Raw genomic sequence first — 22,574 nt, forward strand, 5'->3', positions numbered from 1 at the left:
GGTTTACTTTTGCGCGCACACGGGCTCCGTTACCCGACCCGCTCTCTTATGCCTGTATTTTTCCGCAGATACGTCAGCGTCCCACAATACGGTGACATGATGACAGGATGGACACTTTCTGAAAGAAACCTGCCAGATAACATGGTGAATTGTGATCTCCATCGCCATACCGACATATGAAGCTTACTTTTAAGGCGTTAAAAATCCAGACCGTTTTTCCATAATGATGTTGATAAGGAATTCTAATGAAGATATCATCAGGCGCAATTAATTTTTCTACTATTCCTAACCAGGTTAAAAAATTAATTACCTCTATTCGTGAACATACGAAAAACGGGCTCGCCTCAAAAATAACCAGCGTTAAAAACACGCATACATCTTTAAATGAAAAACTTAAAACAGGAAAGAGCTCATCGATTGAGTTCGCGTTACCACAAAAAATAAAAGACTTCTTTCAGCCGAAAGATAAAAACACCTTAAACAAAACATTGATTACTGTTAAAAATATTAAAGATACAAATAATGCAGGTAAGAAAAATATTTCAGCAGAAGATGTCTCAAAAATGAATGCAGCATTCATGCGTAAGCATATTGCAAATCAATCATGTGATTATAATTACCGAGTGACAGGTGCGGCCCCGCTCCCCGGTGGAGTCTCTGTATCAGCCAATAACAGGCCCACGGTTTCTGAAGGTAGAACACCACCAGTATCACCCTCCCTCTCACTTCAGGCTACGTCTTCCCCGTCATCACCTGCCGACTGGGCTAAGAAACTCGCGGATGCAGTTTTACGGCAGAAAGCCGGAGAAACCCTTACGGCCGCAGATCGCGATTTTTCAAACGCAGATTTCCGTAATATTACATTCAGCAAAATATTGCCCACCAGCTTCATGGAGCGAGACGGCGATATTATTAAGGGGTTCAACTTTTCAAATTCAAAATTTACTTATTCTGATATATCTCATTTACATTTTGACGAATGCCGATTCACTTATTCGACACTGAGTGATGTAGTCTGCAGTAATACAAAATTTAGTAATTCAGACATGAATGAACTGACTTTACAGTATTCAATTACTACACGACAACAGCCCTCTTTTATTAATACAACCTTAAAAAATACGTTTATACGTCACAAAGCCAACCTCTCTGGCGTTATTTTAAATGAACCGGATAATTCATCACCTCCGTCAGTGTCAGGGGGCGGAAATTTTATTCGTCTAGGTGATATCTGGCTGCAAATGCCAATCCTTTGGACTGAGAGCGCTGTGGATGGATTTTTAAATCATGAACATAATAATGGTAAAAGTATTCTGATGACCATTGACAGCCTGCCCGATAAATACAGTCAGGAAAAAATCCGGGCAATAGAAGACCTGGTTAAGTCATTGCGGGGTAGCCACTTATCAGAGGCACATATCCGGCCAGTTGAAAGTTCGCTGGTGAGCGTACTGGCCCACCCTCCCTATACGCAAAGTGCACTTATCAGCGAGTGGCTCAGACCTGTTCAGGAACGTTTTTTTACCCACCAGTGCCAGACCTATAATGACGTTCCCCTGCCGGCTCCTGTCACATATTATCAGCAGCGCATACTGCCTGTGTTGCTGGATTCGTTTGACAGGAACAGCGCCGCCATGACCACTCACAGCGGACTCTTTAATCAGGTGATTTTACACTGTATGACAGGCGTGGATTGCACTGATGGCACCCGCCAGAAAGCTGCAGCGCTTTATGAACAGTATCTTGCTCACCCGGCGGTGTCTCCCCACATCCATAACGGGCTCTTTGGTAATTATGACGGCAGCCCGGACTGGACAACCCGCGCTGCAGATAATTTCTTGCTGCTTTCCTCCCAAGATTCAGACACGGCGATGATGCTCTCCACTGACACGCTGTTAACAATGCTAAACCCTACTCCTGACACCACATGGGACAACTTTTACCTGCTGCGAGCCGGAGAGAACGTTTCCACCGCGCAAATCTCTCCGGTAGAGTTATTCCGTCATGACTTTCCGGTGTTTCTCGCCGCATTTAATCAGCAGGCCACGCAGCGACGCTTTGGGGAGCTGATTGATATCATCCTCAGCACTGAAGATAACGGGGAGCTGAACCAGCAGTTTATTGCCGCCACGAACCAGAAACATTCCACCGTGAAGTTGATTGATGATGCCTCAGTGTCGCGTCTGGCCACCATTTTTGACCCCTTGCTTCCTGAAGGCAAACTCAGCCCGGCACACTACCAGCACATCCTCAGTGCTTATCACCTGACGGACGCCACCCCACAGAAGCAGGCGGAAATCCTGTTCTGTCTCAGTACCGCATTCGCACGCTATTCCTCCAGCGCCATTTTCGGCACTGAGCATGACTCTCCGCCGGCCCTGAGAGGCTATGCGGAGGCGCTGATGCAGAAAGCCTGGGAGCTGTCTCCGGCGATATTCCCATCCAGCGAACAGTTTACCGAGTGGTCCGACCGTTTTCACGGCCTCCATGGCGCCTTTACCTGTACCAGCGTTGTGGCGGATAGTATGCAACGTCATGCCAGAAAATATTTCCCGAGTGTTCTGTCATCCATCCTGCCACTGGCCTGGGCGTAGTCCAGCCTCAACCCGCATGGAATTAAGGGACACAGCGTTGTGTCCCTCTGTAAATAGACCCGTTTTAGTCCATGCATTTTTGAGATCCCGGCCAGATTGACCCTGGCCTAAATTCCATACAGTACTAAATCAGAATCAGTAATTTCAGATGGGCCGGAATATGGTTTACCATAGAGGGAGCGTAGCTTAGTGTCGCTGATGGTCATTTTAGTATTTTGTACTCAATGATTTTAATGTTTATGTACTCACCATCGCATGTACGAACATTAGCAACGATATCAATTGGTGTACAAATACAATCAATCAACGACAAAATAAAAGAATAAAATATTTCATATACAGATAACATCAGGCGTGTACATCAAGTGACAGTTAAAAACGACAGCATACAGAGCACATTCCTCTTCCACGATTACGAAACCTTCGGTACGCATCCGGCCCTCGACAGACCTGCGCAATTTGCCGCGCTCCGTACGGATAACGACTTCAACGTTATTGGCGAGCCGGAGGTGTTTTATTGCAAACCCGCCGATGATTATCTACCGCAGCCCGGCGCGGTGCTGATTACCGGCATCACGCCGCAGGAAGCGCGTGAGAAAGGAGAAAACGAAGCCGCTTTCGCCAGACGCATTCATGCGCTGTTTACCGTTCCTAAAACCTGCGTTGTGGGCTACAACAATGTGCGCTTTGATGATGAAGTCACGCGCAATATTTTTTATCGCAACTTTTACGATCCCTATGCCTGGAGCTGGCAGCATGATAATTCACGTTGGGATCTATTGGATGTCATGCGCGCCTGTTATGCGCTGCGCCCGGAGGGAATTAACTGGCCGGAAAACGACGACGGCCTGCCCAGCTTTCGTCTGGAACATTTAACCCAGGCGAACGGGATCGAACACAGCAACGCGCATGATGCGATGGCGGATGTTTACGCCACTATTGCGATGGCGCAACTGGTGAAAACACGCCAGCCGCGGCTGTTTGATTATCTTTATAGCCACCGCAGTAAACATAAACTGGCGGCGCTGATTGACGTTCCGCAAATGAAGCCGCTGGTGCATGTCTCCGGCATGTTTGGCGCGTGGCGCGGTAATACAAGCTGGGTCGCGCCGCTGGCGTGGCATCCTGAAAACCGTAACGCGGTGATCATGGTCGATTTAGCAGGCGATATTTCTCCTCTTCTTGAGCTGGACAACGACACCCTTCGCGAGCGGCTTTATACGGCCAAAGCCGATCTTGGCGATCACGTCGCAGTGCCGGTAAAGCTGGTGCATATCAATAAATGTCCGGTGCTGGCGCAGGCGAATACCTTGCGCCCGGAGGATGCCGACCGGCTGGGAATTAACCGCCAGCACTGCCTGGATAACCTGAAAGTGTTGCGTGAAAACCCGCAGGTCCGCGACAAAGTGGTGGCGATTTTTGCCGAAGCCGAACCTTTTGCCGCCTCGGATAACGTTGATGCCCAGCTCTATGATGGTTTTTTCAGCGATGCCGATCGCGCAGCCATGAAAATCGTACTCGAAACCGAGCCGCGTAACCTGCCCGCGCTGGATATTACCTTTGTCGATAAGCGCATTGAGAAGCTGCTGTTTAATTACCGCGCACGCAATTTTCCCGGTACGCTGGATGACGCAGAGCAGCAGCGCTGGCTGGAGCATCGCCGTCAGGTACTGACGCCAGAGTTTTTACAACAGTATGCCAATGAATTGCAGATGCTTTCTCAGCAGTATGCGGAAGATAAAACGAAGCTGGGGTTGCTGAAATCACTGTGGCAGTACGCAACTGAGATTGTGTAATTGACTAATGCCTGACGGGCAGTGTTAATCCAGAGCGGATAAAGAGTGACGCCGCCATCCGGTAAACATGCTGGATGACAAACAAAAAACCGGAGGCACTGCCTCCGGTTTTACTATTGCCGAGAATACGCGCGATTACGCGACGTCTTCGTACTGTGGAACCGGGTTGCGGAAGCTTTTAGTTACGCACGCCAGATAAATCAGCCCGATACCCGCCCAGATCAGGCCCAGTACCATTGAGCTCTCTTCCAGGTTAACCCACAACGCACCAACCGTGAGCGCGCCGCACATGGGCAGGAACAGATACTGGAAGTGATCTTTCAACGTTTTATTACGCTTCTCACGGATCCAGAACTGCGAAATCACCGACAGGTTAACAAAGGTAAACGCGACCAGCGCACCAAAGTTAATCAGCGCCGTCGCCATCACCAGGTCAAAATTAATCGCCAGCAGCGCGATCGCCCCGACCAGGATGATGTTCATCGCTGGCGTACGCCATTTCGGATGAACGTAACCGAAGAAGCTTTTCGGGAATACGCCGTCGCGCCCCATTACGTACATCAGGCGCGCTACGCCTGCATGCGCAGCCATACCGGAAGCCAGCACGGTGATAGTAGAGAAGATCAGCGCGCCCACCTGGAAGGTTTTACCCGCCACGTACAGCATGATTTCCGGCTGAGACGCATCCGGATCTTTAAAGCGAGAGATATCCGGGAAGTACAATTGCAGGAAATAGGTTGCAAAGATGAAGATCAGGCCGCCAATCAGCGCGGTCAGGAAAATCGCACGCGGGATCACGCGCTCAGCATCTTTGGTCTCTTCCGACAGGTTACTGATGCCGTCAAAGCCGGTAAAGGAGAAGCACAGGATCGTCGCTCCCGTAATCATCGGGATAACGTGCGCATCGCCGGACCAGAACGGACGGGTGCTCGCCAGCGTACCGGCGCCTTCGCCTTCAAATACGCCATAAACCACCATGCCCAGAATGACCGCAATCAGCACCACCTGTAGCACTACAATCACGGTGTTGAAGTTAGCGACCGATTTGAGGCTGCGCAGGTTAAAGGCCGTCATAAAGGCCACCAGCGCCACGACAAACACCCATGACGGAATGGAGGGCACCAGCGCTTCAAAATAAATTTTCGCCAACAGAATGTTGATCATCGGCGCGAACAGATAATCGAGCAGAGAAGACCAACCCACCATAAAGCCAACGGTCGGGCTGATGGATTTCTGGGCATAGGTGTACGCCGAACCCGCGGAAGGATAGCGACGCACCAGTTTCCCGTAGCTCAACGCCGTAAACAGAATCGCGATTAACGCGAATGCATACGCCGTCGGTACGTGACCGTCAGTGAGGCCTGAAACGATACCAAATGTATCGAACAGCGTCATCGGCTGCATATAGGCAAGACCCATCATTACAACCGGAACTAACGTAAGCGTTTTACGTAATTCCACGCGAGAGGTGTTTGGAGTAACGTTATGCGACATGGTCATTCTCCTTTACGGCGAATGCCGTCGCGTAAGCAAAAAATTGCCCCATTTTCTGGATTCCTCAGCGACAACAACTGTCGATTTTTAAGTAAGTATCTATCCGGTACGAAGCCCGGCCTCTTGGTATTGAATGATGTGTTTGAAGCAAAAAAATAACCGACGCGTATTAAAACGTCGGTTAGTGTCATTTTTTGCAAGCGGCGTATTCTGCCCTAAATTGAAGTGAAATGACAAGAGAATGCGAGCGCGTTCAAAAAATTATTTTTCATAAACGATTGATTTTTAAACCGGCGATTTTGCATACACCCCAGCAATAGCATTATTTGCTAAAATTTCATCCCGCCACCAGCCGCTGGCCAGCCCGGCGGTCTGTTCATTCCAGCCAACCCACACCGGTTCATAGACGGTTTGCGCCACCACTTTCTTCTCTATAAGCGCGCCGCTTTCCAAAAATCGCTGCGCCAGATAACGCGGTAAATAGCCGCATCCCAGGCCGCTAATTTGCAGCTCCAGCTTGGTTTTAAAATCAAACACGGTAATCGCTTCCTGAGCGTCGAGCAGTTCAGACCCTATTGATCGCGAGGAATGGACGCTATCGCCAACCACAATCGCGCGAAAACGTTTGATCGTCTGGCGGCTAAGCGGTTCCTCTTCATGAACCAGCGGATGATGCGGAGCGACAGCAAACACCAGTTCAAGATCGCCCAGTCTTGCAAAGCCAAAGCCGGTGTCAGGCGGCGGCGCGCGCATGGCGCCAACGATGATATCCGCCCTTCCCTGCGTCAGCGTCTCCCATGAACCGCCGAGAACGCCATTAACAAATTTAAGGCGCGTCACGCTGTGGCGTTGATAAAAAGCGTCGATAAGCGGGGCCAGAAGAGAAAAGGGAAAGGTATCATCCACACCGATGACCAGTTCGTTCTCCCAGCCTTCATGCAGTTTAATCGCCTGCTTTTCCAGCTCGCGAACGGTGTGCAGCACTTCACGGCCTTTTTCCAGTAGCATCTTACCGGTTCGCGTAAATCGCGCGCGATGCCCGCTACGGTCGAGCAGTTGGATATTAAGATCGTTTTCCAGCTTATGAACGGTATAACTGAGGGCGGACGGCGTTTTAAATAATTTTGCCGACGCCGCCGCGAAGCTGCCTTCTTTTTCTAACGCATCAAGAATAATCAGAACGTCCAGCAGTGGTTTCATACTCGTCCCCTTGCGCTATATGGCGACCACCTGCTGGACAGCGACTCACTCCATCGGCATCACCAGCGGATCGGGATATTGATATTCAAATCCCAGCTCATTACAAATCTGGCTACCGTCGATAATCTTCCCTTTGCCGTTGTCCGGTGCGTCACGAAAATGCGGCGGCGCCATTCCCAGCAAGCGCGTCATTTGCGGATAAAACACGTTGCGGGCTGGATGCGCCGGCGCACATATATTATAGATGTGCCCCCCTTTTGGCGCCTGTAGCAAGAGGGTAATTGCGCCAACCACGTCTTCAAGATGCACCAGATTGACCCCGTGTTGACCATCCGGCGCGGTTTTTCCGGCAAAGAAACGTCCGGGATGGCGCCCAGGCCCGACCAACCCCGCCAGCCGCAGAATATCCACTGACGTGCCCGGCAGATTATGCAGCCAATCTTCCAGTTCCTTCAGGGTACGCCCGCTGGCCGTGACCGGATTACGCGGCGTATTCTCTTTCACCACGCCTTGCGCATCGCCGTAAACAGACGTCGAACTGGTAAAAATAATACGCGGGATACGATAAGCCAGCGCGCTGTCGACCAGCTCCTGCATCGCCTGCAGATAAAAATCCTCTCCCGGACCGCTACGGCGCGCGGGCAGTGTTATCACCAGCGCATCGACATCCAGCAGAGCGTCAAGATCGTCCGCCTCACAGACCAGCTCCGGCTCCAGACGCAGCGGATAGCTTTCAATTCCACTCATACGGGCCGCTTCCACCCCGTCAAGGGTGGTTTTGCTGCCGGTAACCTGCCAGCCTCTCGCTGCCAGCGACATTGCCAGCGGCATGCCTAACCAACCTAAACCGACAATTGCGACCTTTTTCATCCATTTTCTCCTGACTTTAACGCCTTATACATAAGGCTACGCCAGCCCGCCGTGACTGACAATTCATACTATAAATGCGAAATGAAAAAAGCGCTTGCTTTAAGGCGTAAAAGTGGTTTAGGTTAAAAGGTATCAAATGAATAAGCATTCATCGGAATTTTTATGATACGCGTTCAATTTAAACACCACCATCATCACCATCACCCTGACTAGTCTTTCAGGCGATGTGTGCTGGAAGACATTCAGATCTTCCAGTGGTGCATGAACGCATGAGAAAGCCCCCGGAAGATCATCTTCCGGGGGCTTTTTTTTGGCGCGCGATACAGACCGGTTCAGACAGGATAAAGAGGAACGCAGAATGTTAGACAACACCCGCTTACGCATAGCTATTCAGAAATCAGGCCGTTTAAGCGATGATTCACGAGAATTGCTGGCCCGCTGCGGCATAAAAATTAATTTACACACTCAGCGCCTGATTGCGATGGCGGAAAACATGCCGATTGATATCCTGCGCGTGCGTGATGATGACATTCCGGGTCTGGTGATGGATGGCGTGGTCGATCTCGGCATTATCGGCGAGAACGTGCTGGAAGAAGAGCTACTCAATCGCCGCGCGCAGGGCGAAGATCCGCGCTATTTTACCCTGCGCCGTCTTGACTTCGGCGGCTGCCGTTTATCGCTGGCAACGCCGGTTGACGAAGCCTGGGACGGCCCGGCGGCGCTGGACGGTAAACGTATCGCTACCTCTTATCCGCACCTCCTCAAACGCTACCTCGACCAGAAAGGCGTCTCTTTTAAATCGTGTCTGCTAAATGGTTCTGTCGAAGTCGCGCCGCGCGCGGGGCTGGCCGACGCTATCTGCGATTTGGTCTCTACCGGCGCGACGCTTGAAGCTAACGGCCTGCGTGAAGTCGAAGTTATCTACCGCTCTAAAGCCTGTCTGATTCAGCGCGACGGTGAGATGGCACAGAGCAAGCAACAGCTGATCGATAAATTGCTGACCCGTATTCAGGGCGTGATTCAGGCGCGCGAATCGAAATACATCATGATGCACGCGCCAAGCGAACGCCTGGAAGAGGTTATCGCCCTGCTGCCAGGCGCCGAAAGGCCGACAATTCTGCCGCTGGCGGGCGAGCAACAGCGCGTGGCGATGCACATGGTCAGCAGCGAAACGTTGTTCTGGGAAACCATGGAGAAACTGAAAGCGCTTGGCGCCAGCTCGATTCTGGTACTGCCGATCGAGAAGATGATGGAGTGATCTGACGCCTGATAGCGCTGCGCTTATCAGGCCTACGTAATGCGTTGATATTTTGGGTTCTGTAGGCCGGATAAGGCGGAACCCTGTGATGGAGTAAAGACCATGAGCTTCAATACCCTGATTGACTGGAACAGCTGTAGCCCTGAGCAGCAGCGTGCGCTGCTGACGCGTCCGGCGATTTCCGCCTCTGACAGTATTACCCGGACGGTCAGCGATATTCTGGATAATGTAAAAACACGCGGTGACGATGCCCTGCGTGAATACAGCGCTAAATTTGATAAAACAGAAGTGACAGCGCTACGCATTACCCCTGAAGAGATCGCCGCCGCCGGCGCGCGTCTGAGCGACGAACTAAAACAGGCGATGGCCGCGGCCGTCAAAAATATTGAAACGTTCCATTCCGCGCAGACGCTACCGCCAGTAGATATAGAAACCCAGCCAGGCGTGCGTTGCCAGCAGGTTACGCGTCCCGTCGCGTCTGTCGGTCTGTATATTCCCGGCGGCTCGGCTCCGCTCTTCTCAACGGTGCTGATGCTGGCGACGCCGGCGCGCATTGCGGGATGTCAGAACGTGGTTCTGTGCTCGCCGCCGCCCATCGCTGATGAAATCCTCTATGCGGCACAACTGTGTGGCGTGCAGGAAATCTTTAACGTCGGCGGCGCGCAGGCGATTGCCGCTCTGGCCTTCGGCAGCGAGTCCGTACCGAAAGTGGATAAAATTTTTGGCCCCGGCAACGCCTTTGTAACCGAAGCCAAGCGTCAGGTCAGCCAGCGCCTCGACGGCGCGGCTATCGATATGCCTGCCGGGCCGTCTGAAGTGCTGGTGATCGCCGACAGCGGCGCAACACCGGATTTCGTCGCTTCTGACCTGCTCTCCCAGGCTGAGCACGGTCCGGATTCGCAGGTGATTCTGCTGACGCCTGATGCTGACATTGCCCGCAAGGTGGCGGAGGCGGTAGAACGTCAACTGGCGGAACTGCCGCGCGCGGACACCGCCCGGCAGGCCCTGAGCGCCAGTCGTCTGATTGTGACCAAAGATTTAGCGCAGTGCGTCGCCATCTCTAATCAGTATGGGCCGGAACACTTAATCATCCAGACGCGCAATGCGCGCGATTTGGTGGATGCGATTACCAGCGCAGGCTCGGTATTTCTCGGCGACTGGTCGCCGGAATCCGCCGGTGATTACGCTTCCGGAACCAACCATGTCTTACCGACCTATGGCTATACTGCTACCTGTTCCAGCCTTGGGTTAGCGGATTTCCAGAAACGGATGACCGTTCAGGAACTGTCGAAAGCGGGCTTTTCCGCTCTGGCATCAACCATTGAAACATTGGCGGCGGCAGAACGTCTGACCGCCCATAAAAATGCCGTGACCCTGCGCGTAAACGCCCTCAAGGAGCAAGCATGAGCACTGAAAACACTCTCAGCGTCGCTGACTTAGCCCGTGAAAATGTCCGCAACCTGGTACCGTATCAGTCCGCCCGCCGTCTGGGCGGTAACGGCGATGTCTGGCTGAACGCGAATGAATTCCCGACAGCGGTGGAGTTTCAGCTCACCCAACAAACGCTTAACCGCTACCCGGAATGCCAGCCAAAGGCCGTGATTGAAAACTACGCGCAATATGCTGGCGTAAAGCCGGAGCAGGTGCTGGTCAGCCGCGGCGCGGATGAAGGGATCGAACTGGTGATCCGCGCCTTCTGCGAACCGGGGAAAGACGCCATTCTCTACTGTCCGCCCACTTACGGTATGTACAGCGTCAGCGCCGAAACCATTGGCGTAGAGCGCCGGACGGTTCCCGCGCTTGAAAACTGGCAGCTGGATCTACAGGGGATTTCCGACAACCTTGACGGCACAAAAGTGGTATTCGTTTGTAGCCCCAATAACCCCACCGGGCAACTTATCAACCCGCAGGATCTGCGCACGCTGCTGGAGTTGACACGCGGTAAAGCGATAGTCGTCGCCGACGAAGCTTATATTGAGTTTTGCCCACAGGCCACGCTGACAGGCTGGCTGGTTGAATATCCTCATCTGGTTATCCTGCGCACATTGTCGAAAGCTTTTGCGCTGGCGGGTCTGCGCTGCGGCTTTACGCTGGCTAATGAAGAGGTGATCAACCTGCTGTTAAAAGTGATCGCCCCTTATCCGCTTTCTACGCCAGTGGCGGATATCGCCGCCCAGGCGCTGAGTCCGCAGGGAATAAACGCAATGCGCGATCGCGTGGCGCAGACAGTGCAGGAACGTCAGTATCTGGTGAATGCCCTGCAACAGACCGCCTGCGTAGAACACGTCTTTGACTCTGAAACCAACTATATTCTGGCGCGGTTTACCGCCTCCAGCAGCGTGTTTAAATCCTTATGGGATCAGGGCATTATCTTACGCGATCAGAATAAACAACCTTCTTTAAGCGGCTGCCTGCGGATTACGGTCGGCACCCGCCAGGAAAACCAGCGCGTCATTGACGCCTTACGTGCGGAGCCAGTATGAGTCAGAAGTATCTTTTCATCGACCGGGACGGAACCTTGATTTCCGAACCGCCAAGCGATTTTCAGGTAGACCGCTTTGATAAACTGGCCTTTGAGCCAGAAGTGATACCCGTATTGCTGAAGCTGCAAAAAGCCGGTTTTAAGCTGGTGATGATCACTAACCAGGATGGGCTTGGCACGCAAAGCTTCCCGCAGACGGACTTCGACGGACCGCACAACCTGATGATGCAGATTTTCACCTCTCAGGGCGTATGCTTCGATGAGGTGCTGATCTGCCCTCACCTGCCCGCAGACGACTGCGACTGCCGCAAGCCCAAAGTGAAGCTGGTGGAGCGTTATCTTGCGGAACAAGCGATGGATAGCGCCAACAGCTATGTGATTGGCGATCGTGCGACCGATATCCAGCTCGCTGATAACATGGGCATTACTGGTTTACGCTATCACCGTGAAACGCTGAACTGGACGATGATTGGCGAACAGCTAACGAAACGCGATCGCTATGCGCATGTGGTCCGCAACACCAAAGAGACACAGATTGATGTCAGCGTCTGGCTGGATCGCGAAGGCAACAGCAAGATTAATACCGGCGTCGGCTTCTTTGACCATATGCTCGATCAAATCGCCACCCACGGCGGCTTTCGCATGGAGATTACCGTTAAGGGCGATCTCTATATCGACGATCACCACACGGTAGAAGATACCGGACTGGCGCTCGGTGAGGCATTAAAACTGGCACTCGGCGACAAACGCGGTATCTGCCGTTTTGGCTTTGTACTGCCGATGGATGAATGTCTGGCGCGCTGCGCGCTGGATATTTCCGGTCGTCCGCATCTGGAATATAAAGCTGAATTTACCTACCAGCGTGTGGGCGATTTGAGCACAGAGATGATTGAACACTTTTTCCGCTCACTCTCTTACACGATGGGCGTCACTCTGCATCTCAAGACTAAGGGTAAGAACGATCACCACCGTGTCGAAAGTTTGTTTAAAGCCTTTGGTCGGACGCTACGCCAGGCTATTCGCGTGGAGGGCGATACATTACCGTCCTCGAAAGGAGTGCTGTGATGAACGTCGTCATCCTTGACACCGGCTGCGCCAATTTAAGCTCGGTAAAATCCGCCGTGGCGCGCCACGGTTACACCCCAGTGGTCAGCCGCGAAGCGGAAATCGTATTACGCGCTGACAAACTCTTTCTACCCGGCGTCGGCACGGCGCAGGCCGCTATGGATCAACTGCGCGAACGTGAACTGATCGACTTAATTAAAGCGTGTACTCAGCCGGTACTGGGTATCTGCTTAGGGATGCAACTGCTGGGTCGTCGCAGCGAAGAGACGCGCGGCGTGGATCTGCTGAACATTATCGAACAAGACGTGCCGAAAATGACCGACTTTGGTCTGCCGCTGCCGCACATGGGCTGGAATCGCGTGTATCCACAGGCGGGCAACCGGCTGTTTCAGGGCATTGAAGATGGCGCCTATTTTTACTTTGTTCACAGCTACGCGATGCCGGTCAACCCGTGGACTATCGCCCAGTGCAATTACGGCGAGCCGTTTACCGCGGCGGTACAGAAAGATAATTTCTTCGGCGTACAGTTCCACCCGGAACGTTCGGGCGCGGCGGGCGCACAGTTGCTGAAAAACTTCCTGGAGATGTAATGATTATTCCGGCATTAGATTTAATTGACGGCACCGTGGTGCGTCTCCACCAGGGCGACTACGCTCGGCAGCGGGATTACGGTAACGATCCCCTGCCCCGTTTGCAGGATTACGCCGCCCAGGGCGCCGGGGTGCTGCATCTGGTAGATCTGACCGGCGCTAAAGATCCGGCTAAGCGACAGATACCGCTGATTAAAACCCTGGTCGCGGGCGTGAACGTGCCTGTTCAGGTCGGCGGCGGCGTGCGTACCGAAGAAGACGTTGCGGCATTACTGAAAGCTGGCGTTGCCCGTGTGGTCATCGGTTCAACGGCGGTGAAATCCCCTGACGTGGTGAAAGGCTGGTTTGAACGTTTTGGCGCGCAGGCGCTGGTACTGGCGCTGGACGTTCGCATAGACGAACACGGCACCAAGCAGGTGGCGGTTAGCGGCTGGCAGGAAAATTCCGGTGTCTCGCTGGAACAACTGGTGGAGACCTATCTCCCCGTCGGCCTGAAACATGTACTGTGTACCGATATTTCTCGCGACGGCACGCTGGCGGGCTCTAACGTTTCGCTGTACGAAGAGGTATGCACCAGATATCCGCAGATCGCCTTTCAATCCTCCGGCGGTATTGGCGATATCGATGATATTGCCGCCCTGCGCGGCACCGGCGTGCGCGGCGTGATTGTCGGACGCGCTCTGCTGGAAGGGAAATTTACCGTTAAGGAGGCCATCCAATGCTGGCAAAACGTATAATTCCGTGTCTGGATGTTCGTGATGGTCAGGTGGTGAAAGGCGTACAGTTTCGCAACCATGAGATCATCGGCGATATCGTTCCGCTGGCCAAACGCTATGCCGACGAAGGCGCGGACGAACTGGTGTTCTATGACATTACCGCCTCCAGCGATGGTCGCGTAGTCGATAAAAGCTGGGTGGCGCGCGTTGCCGAGGTGATCGACATTCCGTTTTGTGTAGCGGGCGGTATCCGGTCAATTGACGACGCCGCCAAAATTCTTTCTTTCGGGGCGGATAAGATCTCTATCAACTCCCCGGCGCTGGCTGACCCAACGCTGATTACCCGTCTGGCTGACCGTTTTGGCGTACAGTGCATTGTCGTCGGGATTGATACCTGGTTTGACGACGCCACGGGGAAATATCATGTTAACCAGTATACCGGCGATGAAAACCGTACCCGCGTGACGCAGTGGGAGACGCTGGATTGGGTGCAAGAGGTACAACAGCGCGGCGCAGGGGAAATCGTCCTGAATATGATGAACCAGGACGGCGTGCGTAACGGTTACGATCTGACGCAGTTGAAAAAAGTCCGTGACGTTTGCCGCGTGCCGCTGATCGCCTCCGGCGGCGCGGGCACGATGGAACACTTTCTTGAGGCATTCCGTGATGCCGATGTCGACGGCGCGCTTGCCGCCTCCGTTTTTCACAAGCAAATCATCAATATTGGCGAATTAAAAGCGTACCTGGCAGGCCAGGGCGTGGAGATCAGGATATGTTAACAGAGCAACAACGCCGCGAGCTGGACTGGGAAAAAACCGATGGCCTGATGCCAGCCATCGTGCAACATGCGGTATCCGGCGAAGTATTGATGCTGGGCTATATGAACCCACAAGCGCTGGACAAAACCATTGAATCCGGCCATGTCACGTTCTTCTCACGCACGAAACAGCGTTTATGGACCAAAGGCGAAACCTCAGGCCATGTGCTGAATGTCGTCAGCATTGCGCCAGATTGCGACAACGATACACTGCTGGTGCTGGCAAACCCTGTCGGGCCGACCTGCCACAAAGGTACCAGCAGCTGCTTTGGCGACGCCAGCCATCAGTGGTTATTCCTGTATCAACTGGAGCAGCTACTGGCAGAGCGCAAAACCGCCGATCCGGCCAGCTCTTACACGGCGAAACTGTACGCCAGCGGTACTAAACGTATTGCGCAAAAAGTTGGCGAAGAAGGTGTAGAAACCGCGCTGGCGGCCACCGTCAATGATCGTTTTGAATTAACCAATGAAGCGTCTGATTTGATGTACCACCTGCTGGTGCTGTTGCAGGATCAGGATCTCAACCTCACCACCGTGATCGACAATCTTCGTAAGCGTCATCAATAAGCGTAAAAAAACCGGGCAATGCCCGGTTTTTTAATGAGAAATTTTACCTGTCGTAGCCGACCACCATCCGGCAAAGAAGCTTACAAGGCTTTTGGCTTATAGCTACGTAGCGCATTGCGTCCCAGCACAATCCCGGCACCGATCATCCCACCCAGCAATACAGCCAGCACAAGGGTAATGGCTTTTTTCGGGCTATCGCGACGGACCGGCAGCGTCGGCTTCATCACATAACGATAGACGTGCACCGTATCGGCAGTCACTTTCAGATTTTTAATGTCCAGCAGTGTCTGCTTCGTCTGGTAATAGGCCGGAGAAAAGACCAGTGGACGCGTCGCTTCGTTCTGTATCATCGATTTTAGCGCATCGCTCCCCAACAGGAACATCGTGTCCTGGGTAACATCCTGGGTTTGCTGAATCTGCGGCTGCGTGATTTTGGCCTCATCCGCATAGCGCAACGCTTCTTCGATTTGCTTAATACGCAGATCTTTTTGTTCCTGCGCCACAACTTCCTGCGTCTCAAGGGACTCCTGCAACGTTTTGGTTTGCAGCGTGATGTTATCTTTCAGGTCAACTTCCAGTTCCTTAGCGACCTCTTCATCCACCTGTTGGATATATTCCGCCAGCCGACGCTGCGCTCCTTCAGCGGTAGTACTCACATAAGAAACCGAGAGCGGCAGCGGCTGCCCCTTTACCGACTGTTCAATGGTGAGCTTTTCCGGCTCTTTCTGATTATCCAGCGCTTCCGATAATGCAGAAAACGCAGAGCTAAAGCGGCTTATAAAATTCGCCTGCACTTCAGAGATTTTGGGGGCATTCCCGCCATACAAAACGTTGAGCGCGTTGGTATAGGTGGCAACCTGCGCGGCATCAGGTTGGGTAATAATCGCCGTGGATGTCCATTTTTCTTTGGCTATCATCAGGTAGCCTACGGCCAGCAAAATGGCGATAATAACGGCTACAATAATGGTCATCTTCCCACGCCATAGCTGTAGCAATAACTCAATCAAATCAATCTGTTCCGGATCGCTCCCACGCCCGGAAGACATATTACTATCCACTGTCATAGATACCCTAACTAAAAAAAGGATGAAGCTGGAGACAGTGTAGTCATAAAGCAAATATATGCCATAGGATTAATGATAAAAATCAGACATTATTTCCATATGGTCAATAAATCATCGGGACTCATCAGCCCCGATTGCCTTATTAATCACTACCGAAAAGATCGCGGGTATACACTTTTTCAGCGACATCCAAAAGCTCTGCCGCCATCCTGTTGGAAATAATGACATCCGCCTGCTGTTTAAAGCAGTGCAAATCACGTTCAAGACGTGAGTTAAAGAAAGTATCTTCTTCCATTACCGGCTCATAGATGATGACCTCTACGCCTTTCGCTTTAATGCGCTTCATAATCCCCTGAATCGATGAGGCGCGGAAGTTATCGGAGCCACTCTTCATAATCAGGCGATAAATGCCCACCACTTTAGGCTTTCTGGCGAGGATAGCGTCGGCAATAAAATCTTTACGCGTACGGTTTGCTTCAACGATAGCGGAGATAATATTATTAGGCACCGACTGATAATTAGCCAGCAACTGTTTGGTATCTTTTGGCAAACAATATCCGCCATAACCAAAAGAGGGATTATTATAATGATTGCCAATACGCGGGTCGAGGCACACCCCTTCAATAATTTGTCGGGTATTTAATCCTAACGTTTCAGCATAGCTGTCTAATTCATTAAAATAAGCGACTCGCATAGCGAGATAAGTATTGGCGAAAAGTTTAATGGCTTCCGCTTCAGTGGAGTCCGTAAACAGCGTCGGAATCTCCTGTTTAATAGCGCCTTCCTGGAGTAATGCGGCAAATTCTCTGGCGCGCTCAGACTGTTCCCCAATCACGATACGGGAGGGATAAAGGTTATCGTAAAGGGCTTTACCTTCACGTAAAAACTCCGGAGAGAAAATGATATTTTCTGTCGCAAACTTCTGACGCATTGCCGCCGTGAAGCCAACCGGCACCGTAGACTTAATAATCATCACGGCTGCGGGGTTGATGCTGATCACATCCTGAATGACCGATTCCACACTGGACGTATTAAAATAGTTGGTTTTGGGATCGTAATCCGTAGGCGTAGCAATGATGACGTAATCTGCATTCTGGTACGCATCAAACTTATCCAGCGTTGCCCTGAATCTGATGTTATCTTCCTTTAAAAATTGCTGAATTTCTTTATCAACAATCGGAGATATCCGATCATTTAACAGTTCAACACGGGAAGGAACAATGTCTAACGCCACCACATCATGATGTTGTGCAATAAGCAAACCATTAGACAAGCCAACATAACCCGTCCCGGATATCGTGATTTTCATTATTCGCTCTCAGAATTAACTTAATTATGAATCATGATGTATTTCGCATCCTGATAAGATATTAAAGTTTTAACGCCTGAGTATATAAAGTGCAACGCAGACGAAAACAATTCAGATTATCTTCATTACGATAAACACAGATTATTAAGTTAATATTAAGCAAAAGCGATAAATCAATAAGAATAGAGATAAAAAAAAGCCCGGTATTAAACCGGGCTTAAACATTTTTGCAGAAATTATTCCAACCATTCGGTATGGAAAATGCCTTCTTTATCAGTACGTTTATAGGTGTGCGCACCAAAGTAGTCACGCTGCGCCTGAATTAAGTTAGCTGGCAGTACTGCGGCGCGATAGCTGTCATAGTAGGCCACTGCCGCAGAGAATGTCGGCACCGGAATGCCGTTCTGCACCGCGTAAGCCACGACATCACGCAGCGCCTGCTGGTACTCATCAGCAATTTTCTTGAAGTAAGGCGCTAACAGCAAATTGGCAATACCAGCGTTTTCTGCGTAAGCATCGGTGATTTTCTGCAGGAACTGAGCGCGAATGATACAACCCGCACGGAAAATCTTAGCAATCTCGCCGTAGTTGAGATCCCAGTGATATTCATCAGACGCGGCGCGTAGCTGCGAGAAGCCCTGCGCATAGGAGACGATCTTGCCAAGATACAGCGCGCGACGCACTTTCTCGATAAATTCCGCTTTGTCGCCCGCCGGCTGCGCTTTCGGCCCGGAGAGCACTTTAGATGCGGCAACACGTTGCGCTTTCAGCGAAGAGATGTAACGCGCAAAGACGGATTCAGTAATCAGCGACAGCGGTTCGCCCAGATCCAGCGCGCTCTGGCTGGTCCATTTACCGGTCCCTTTGTTGGCGGCTTCATCAAGAATGACATCCACCAGGTAGTTTCCGTCTTCATCTTTTTTAGTGAAGATGTCTTTAGTGATGTCGATCAGATAGCTGCTCAGCTCGCCGTTATTCCACTCAGTAAAAGTGTTCGCCAACTCTTCATTGCTGAGATTCAGGCCGCCTTTCAGCAGGGAGTAAGCTTCAGCGATAAGCTGCATATCGCCATATTCAATACCATTGTGGACCATCTTGACGTAGTGACCAGCACCATCGGCACCGATATAGGTCACGCACGGTTCGCCATCTTCTGCCACAGCAGCAATCTTCGTCAGGATCGGCGCCACCAGTTCATAGGCATCTTTCTGACCGCCAGGCATGATAGATGGCCCTTTCAGCGCGCCCTCTTCACCACCGGAAACACCGGTACCGATAAAGTTAAAACCTTCCGCAGACAGCTCGCGATTGCGACGGATTGTGTCCTGGAAGAAGGTGTTACCGCCATCAATAATGATATCGCCTTTTTCCAGATACGGTTTCAGCGAATCAATAGCTGCATCAGTACCTGCGCCCGCTTTCACCATTAACAGGATACGACGAGGCGTTTCGAGGGATTCAACAAACTCTTTCACCGTGTAATAAGGCACCAGCTTTTTGCCGGGATTCTCGGCAATCACTTCTTCGGTCTTTTCACGGGAGCGGTTGAAAACGGAGACGGTATAACCACGGCTTTCGATGTTGAGCGCGAGGTTGCGCCCCATCACTGCCATACCGACGACGCCGATCTGTTGCTTGGACATTACATACTCCTGTCAGGTGTGGAAACCCTGCCACAAACGGTCATGGCAGGTTAAAGGTGAATAGTATGTTAACTCAAAGGTATGATATTAAGGTAGCGATTGATGCGTTCAGATTTTACGCAGACTATTTTATACAATTATTATTCAGTACTTCTCGGTAAGCTTAATACGCACCATCTCGCCGCAAAACAACTTTCGCTGTTTTAAACAGAATGGCAATATCATTCCAAAGCGTCCAGTTTTTAACATACCAGGAATCAAAATAAACACGAGTGTCATAATCAACATCATTACGCCCACTCACTTGCCATAGACCTGTCATGCCCGGCTTTGCCATCAAATAATAATCAACATCATCACAATAACGCTCCAGTTCATCCGAAACGATAGGTCGTGGTCCAACCAGGCTCATATCACCTTTTAGTACATTAAAAAGTTGTGGCAACTCATCAAGGCTAGTTTTACGTATAAATCGACCTACAGCTGTGATTCGAGGATCATTTTTCAGTTTAAAATCTTTTTCCCATTCAGCCCTGGCAATAGGATCGTTAGCCAAAAGTTCTTTTAGTACCTCTTGAGAATTCATAACCATAGAACGAAATTTATAGCATGGAAAAAGTTTTCCATGCCGACCTACTCGCTGGTGACCATAAATAGCCGGACCACCATCTCGAGTAACTTTATACCACAGATAAATCATAAGTGGTGATGCAATTATAAGAATTATTATTGAACAAACAATATCAAATGTCCGTTTGAGAAAACGGGACGACCTTTTAGCCAAGTTATTTTGTATCCTTAATAACATAACTTCATGGCTAAAGATAAAAGACATATCAGTATTATATAATGGCAATCCTCTAAACGAGGGGACTACAGTAACAGAACGACAATGATGTTTTGAAAGTTCACGTAGCCAAAAATGTGTTTTCTCCAACTCGGTGTATTCATAAGCAAGGATATAATGGACATCACCTGTACGATTTAAATCCCAAATAGTCTCAGTGTCCTTTATCACCGGCAACATATTTATTTCAGCATCTGACGCATCCGTATCAAAAAAAGCGATAACATCAAACCCCATCATCTCCTCACTTTGCAGCGCAGAATATGCACCACGAGCATTCTGTCCGCTCCCCAGGATGATAGTTTTTTTCTTCCAGATACCTAGCTTGTTCAATAAATGCTTTGTAAGTGCGCGAAAAAAAGGCACCAGGATTATGGCAAAAGTCCAACAAAACACCCAGACATAGCGTGAAAACTGCCATTTTGTAAAAGCAATTAAAGCCAAATCAAACACAGCAAAAATAACGATAGTACGAATAACCTCTTTCAACTCATACCAGAATGGCTTTCGATATGTATAGTGACGCAGCCGAACCCAAAACCATCCAACGCATACTATAGATAGAATAAAATGTGATATAAATCGATTATCCAATTGCTCTTGTGGTACAAATCGCTGAACTTCATCAAAGATTAAATATACAACACCTAGCGATGCCCATAAGGCTACATTAAAAAACAATAAATCTGATATAGCCAATAATATTTTGCATAAATTTGGGTTATACTTATTATCAAAACGATCCATTTAATTCTCACCCTCAACCTGGGTACCAGATAACCAGACAAAGTATTACTGGAAAGAAACGCTCTATATCAACAGCCATTAAGCTCTACCCAGTTTGCTTTTGATATTAGAGAGAACAGTTTCAACAATATTACATGCATCCTCTTGCGAGTCAGCCTCCGCATAGCAACGCAACTCAGGGGCATTGCCTGAAGGTCGTAAATGAATAATATTATTGTTATCGATAGTGATTCTAAAGCCATCAGTAACATCAGAATGTAATATATGATGTTTATTAAAACCAATATACTGCAAAAAATCCTCTTGATCTGTCAGACCAAGATTTATTAGAGACATACTTGTTTTAACACTTATATCCTGTAATCTGTTTGAATAGGTATAGCGAGCAGGAAGTTTTTTAACAAGCTCACTAATACTTTTGTCCTTGCTACCAAACAGAAGCATAATGGCAGGTAATAAAGCATCACGTGTTGGTAATGCCTTAAGTAAACGCTGATTAATATAAACATCGCTACCTAGCAGAAAGCCTCCATTCGCTTCAAAACCAGCTATACAATTATAGTTTGCAGATAATTTAGCAAATGCTGCAATCACATAGGGTGAACCAATCTTTGTTCGTTCCACATGTTTAAAAAAGTTACCAGATGAGATTGTACTGTTGCAGCTTACAGGAATAGCGACTGCATCAGCAGCTAATTCGAGAGAGCACAGAAGGCCTAATATATCTCCTCTTAACCAATTTCCATATTCGTCAGCTATCAGAGGGCGATCTCCATCACCATCAGTTGAAAATATAGCATCTAACTGATATTTTTTTGCCCATGTGATTGCTTTATTTCTATCATCTTCACTTACAGCTTCAGTATCAATAGGAACAAATTCGTCGCTCCTTGCTAAACTAACAACTGTAGCACCCAACATTTTGAATAACGTCTTATAGAGATCACGACCCGCACTAGAATGCTCATAAATTCCAATGCGCTTATTTTTTAAGAATGGCATTGGGAATAATGAGGTATATCGTAGAATATAATTGCTAGCAGCGATTGTGGAAATTGTCAATTGTTCAAGCTTAGGCTGCATAAATGAGGCTTCAACATGAATAATAGCATTCTCATCATCTTTAGTAATTTCACCATCTGGCCTATAAAATTTCAGGCCATTACGGTCAAAAGGGATATGACTGCCAGTAACCATGATTGCAGGTACTTTATCGGAAATTGATTGATGAGCTAAAGCAGGTGTTGGAATTACGCCATAGTAAACGGTTTTAATTCCTTTTTCTTGCAAAGCAGCGGCACAAGCTTGAGCCATCGCGTAACTGCTTGGACGATTATCAATTGCGAGCGCAACCGTTGTAAATGAGAATCTTTGCTGCATTACTGTCAAAAAGGAAATGGTAAATGCTGCGCAAACTTCGGGTGTAAAATCGGTAACAAGGCCGCGGGCACCACTGGTTCCAAAATTAATTCCAGATTTGTTGATAACATCGTAAGTATTATATATATTTTTCAT

At 49.9% G+C, this 22,574-nt stretch carries 20 protein-coding genes, 1 pseudogene and 1 other annotated feature; of the genes and pseudogenes, 11 read left to right on the top strand and 10 right to left on the bottom strand.

Annotated features, from left to right (window positions below):
• Nucleotides 1–245 precede the first annotated feature (245 nt).
• Entirely contained in the window at nt 246–2,594 is a 2,349-nt protein-coding gene (gene sopA / locus ACLJZ5_RS04115) for an SPI-1 type III secretion system effector HECT-type E3 ubiquitin transferase SopA (RefSeq protein WP_024798624.1), read from the top strand.
• Nucleotides 2,595–2,722: 128 nt separating this feature from the next.
• Here the strand turns inward: sopA and ACLJZ5_RS04120 are convergent.
• Nucleotides 2,723–2,800, bottom strand: a pseudogene (locus ACLJZ5_RS04120) (hypothetical protein); the annotation flags it as partial.
• 159 nt (nt 2,801–2,959) lie between these two features.
• Between ACLJZ5_RS04120 and sbcB the strand changes: the two are divergent.
• The gene (gene sbcB / locus ACLJZ5_RS04125; RefSeq protein WP_024798499.1) at nt 2,960–4,390 is read left to right on the top strand and encodes an exodeoxyribonuclease I; all 1,431 of its coding nucleotides are present in this window, start codon (nt 2,960–2,962) and stop codon (nt 4,388–4,390) included.
• Between the two features lie 135 nt (nt 4,391–4,525).
• Here sbcB and plaP read toward each other — a convergent pair whose 3' ends face one another.
• The 4 genes from plaP to ACLJZ5_RS04145 all read right to left on the bottom strand — a co-directional run bounded on the left by plaP (nt 4,526) and on the right by ACLJZ5_RS04145 (nt 7,954).
• Nucleotides 4,526–5,884 (bottom strand): putrescine/proton symporter PlaP, encoded by a 1,359-nt coding sequence (plaP, locus tag ACLJZ5_RS04130; RefSeq protein ID WP_001519005.1) that lies wholly within the window; start codon nt 5,882–5,884, stop codon nt 4,526–4,528.
• Nucleotides 5,874–5,936: a membrane protein YoeI gene (gene yoeI, locus ACLJZ5_RS04135; RefSeq protein WP_096335044.1), complete on the bottom strand. Its 63-nt coding sequence runs from the start codon at nt 5,934–5,936 to the stop codon at nt 5,874–5,876. Before yoeI ends, plaP begins: the two co-directional genes overlap by 11 nt.
• Nucleotides 5,937–6,169: 233 nt before the next feature.
• Entirely contained in the window at nt 6,170–7,084 is a 915-nt protein-coding gene (locus ACLJZ5_RS04140; RefSeq protein WP_023212535.1) for a LysR family transcriptional regulator, read from the bottom strand.
• A gap of 45 nt (nt 7,085–7,129) precedes the next feature.
• The gene (locus ACLJZ5_RS04145) at nt 7,130–7,954 is read right to left on the bottom strand and encodes an SDR family oxidoreductase (RefSeq protein WP_024797761.1); all 825 of its coding nucleotides are present in this window, start codon (nt 7,952–7,954) and stop codon (nt 7,130–7,132) included.
• Nucleotides 7,955–8,116: 162 nt separating this feature from the next.
• Here ACLJZ5_RS04145 and hisL point away from each other — a divergent pair, with 162 nt between their 5' ends.
• The 9 genes from hisL (at nt 8,117) to hisIE (ending at nt 15,449) form a co-directional block, all read left to right on the top strand.
• On the top strand, nt 8,117–8,167 hold the full coding sequence (gene hisL, locus ACLJZ5_RS04150; RefSeq protein WP_001368802.1) for a his operon leader peptide: 51 nt from the start codon (nt 8,117–8,119) through the stop codon (nt 8,165–8,167).
• Nucleotides 8,143–8,266, top strand: a sequence feature (His leader region). (Overlaps the previous gene by 25 nt.)
• Nucleotides 8,267–8,312: 46 nt before the next feature.
• Nucleotides 8,313–9,212 (top strand): ATP phosphoribosyltransferase, encoded by a 900-nt coding sequence (hisG, locus tag ACLJZ5_RS04155; protein WP_000886600.1) that lies wholly within the window; start codon nt 8,313–8,315, stop codon nt 9,210–9,212.
• A gap of 102 nt (nt 9,213–9,314) precedes the next feature.
• On the top strand, nt 9,315–10,619 hold the full coding sequence (gene hisD / locus ACLJZ5_RS04160) for a histidinol dehydrogenase (RefSeq protein WP_023197322.1): 1,305 nt from the start codon (nt 9,315–9,317) through the stop codon (nt 10,617–10,619).
• The gene (gene hisC, locus ACLJZ5_RS04165) at nt 10,616–11,695 is read left to right on the top strand and encodes a histidinol-phosphate transaminase (protein ID WP_000102715.1); all 1,080 of its coding nucleotides are present in this window, start codon (nt 10,616–10,618) and stop codon (nt 11,693–11,695) included. Before hisD ends, hisC begins: the two co-directional genes overlap by 4 nt.
• Complete coding sequence (gene hisB / locus ACLJZ5_RS04170) at nt 11,692–12,759, top strand: bifunctional histidinol-phosphatase/imidazoleglycerol-phosphate dehydratase HisB (protein ID WP_020898967.1); 1,068 nt, start codon at nt 11,692–11,694, stop codon at nt 12,757–12,759. Before hisC ends, hisB begins: the two co-directional genes overlap by 4 nt.
• On the top strand, nt 12,759–13,349 hold the full coding sequence (gene hisH / locus ACLJZ5_RS04175; RefSeq protein WP_001103591.1) for an imidazole glycerol phosphate synthase subunit HisH: 591 nt from the start codon (nt 12,759–12,761) through the stop codon (nt 13,347–13,349). Before hisB ends, hisH begins: the two co-directional genes overlap by 1 nt.
• Nucleotides 13,349–14,086, top strand: coding sequence for a 1-(5-phosphoribosyl)-5-[(5-phosphoribosylamino)methylideneamino]imidazole-4-carboxamide isomerase (gene hisA / locus ACLJZ5_RS04180; protein WP_024797760.1), 738 nt, complete (start codon nt 13,349–13,351; stop codon nt 14,084–14,086). The genes hisH and hisA overlap by 1 nt, the downstream gene beginning before the upstream one ends.
• Nucleotides 14,068–14,844 (top strand): imidazole glycerol phosphate synthase subunit HisF, encoded by a 777-nt coding sequence (gene hisF, locus ACLJZ5_RS04185; RefSeq protein WP_000880125.1) that lies wholly within the window; start codon nt 14,068–14,070, stop codon nt 14,842–14,844. The genes hisA and hisF overlap by 19 nt, the downstream gene beginning before the upstream one ends.
• Nucleotides 14,838–15,449, top strand: a complete 612-nt coding sequence (gene hisIE / locus ACLJZ5_RS04190) for a bifunctional phosphoribosyl-AMP cyclohydrolase/phosphoribosyl-ATP diphosphatase HisIE (protein ID WP_000954846.1) — start codon at nt 14,838–14,840, stop codon at nt 15,447–15,449. The genes hisF and hisIE overlap by 7 nt, the downstream gene beginning before the upstream one ends.
• An 80-nt stretch (nt 15,450–15,529) precedes the next feature.
• Here hisIE and wzzB read toward each other — a convergent pair whose 3' ends face one another.
• The 5 genes from wzzB to ACLJZ5_RS04215 all read right to left on the bottom strand — a co-directional run bounded on the left by wzzB (nt 15,530) and on the right by ACLJZ5_RS04215 (nt 22,574).
• Nucleotides 15,530–16,513 (bottom strand): LPS O-antigen chain length determinant protein WzzB, encoded by a 984-nt coding sequence (wzzB, locus tag ACLJZ5_RS04195; RefSeq protein WP_024797759.1) that lies wholly within the window; start codon nt 16,511–16,513, stop codon nt 15,530–15,532.
• Nucleotides 16,514–16,655: 142 nt separating this feature from the next.
• Entirely contained in the window at nt 16,656–17,822 is a 1,167-nt protein-coding gene (gene ugd, locus ACLJZ5_RS04200; protein WP_000704825.1) for a UDP-glucose 6-dehydrogenase, read from the bottom strand.
• A 236-nt stretch (nt 17,823–18,058) separates the two neighbouring features.
• Nucleotides 18,059–19,465 (bottom strand): NADP-dependent phosphogluconate dehydrogenase, encoded by a 1,407-nt coding sequence (gene gndA / locus ACLJZ5_RS04205; RefSeq protein ID WP_000043532.1) that lies wholly within the window; start codon nt 19,463–19,465, stop codon nt 18,059–18,061.
• Between the two features lie 163 nt (nt 19,466–19,628).
• Complete coding sequence (locus ACLJZ5_RS04210; RefSeq protein WP_024797758.1) at nt 19,629–21,059, bottom strand: undecaprenyl-phosphate galactose phosphotransferase; 1,431 nt, start codon at nt 21,057–21,059, stop codon at nt 19,629–19,631.
• Nucleotides 21,060–21,137: 78 nt separating this feature from the next.
• The gene (locus tag ACLJZ5_RS04215; protein WP_024797757.1) at nt 21,138–22,574 is read right to left on the bottom strand and encodes a phosphomannomutase; all 1,437 of its coding nucleotides are present in this window, start codon (nt 22,572–22,574) and stop codon (nt 21,138–21,140) included.

Source organism: Salmonella sp. 5800 (genome assembly GCF_046558195.1).
Classification (GTDB): Bacteria; Pseudomonadota; Gammaproteobacteria; order Enterobacterales; family Enterobacteriaceae; genus Salmonella; species Salmonella enterica.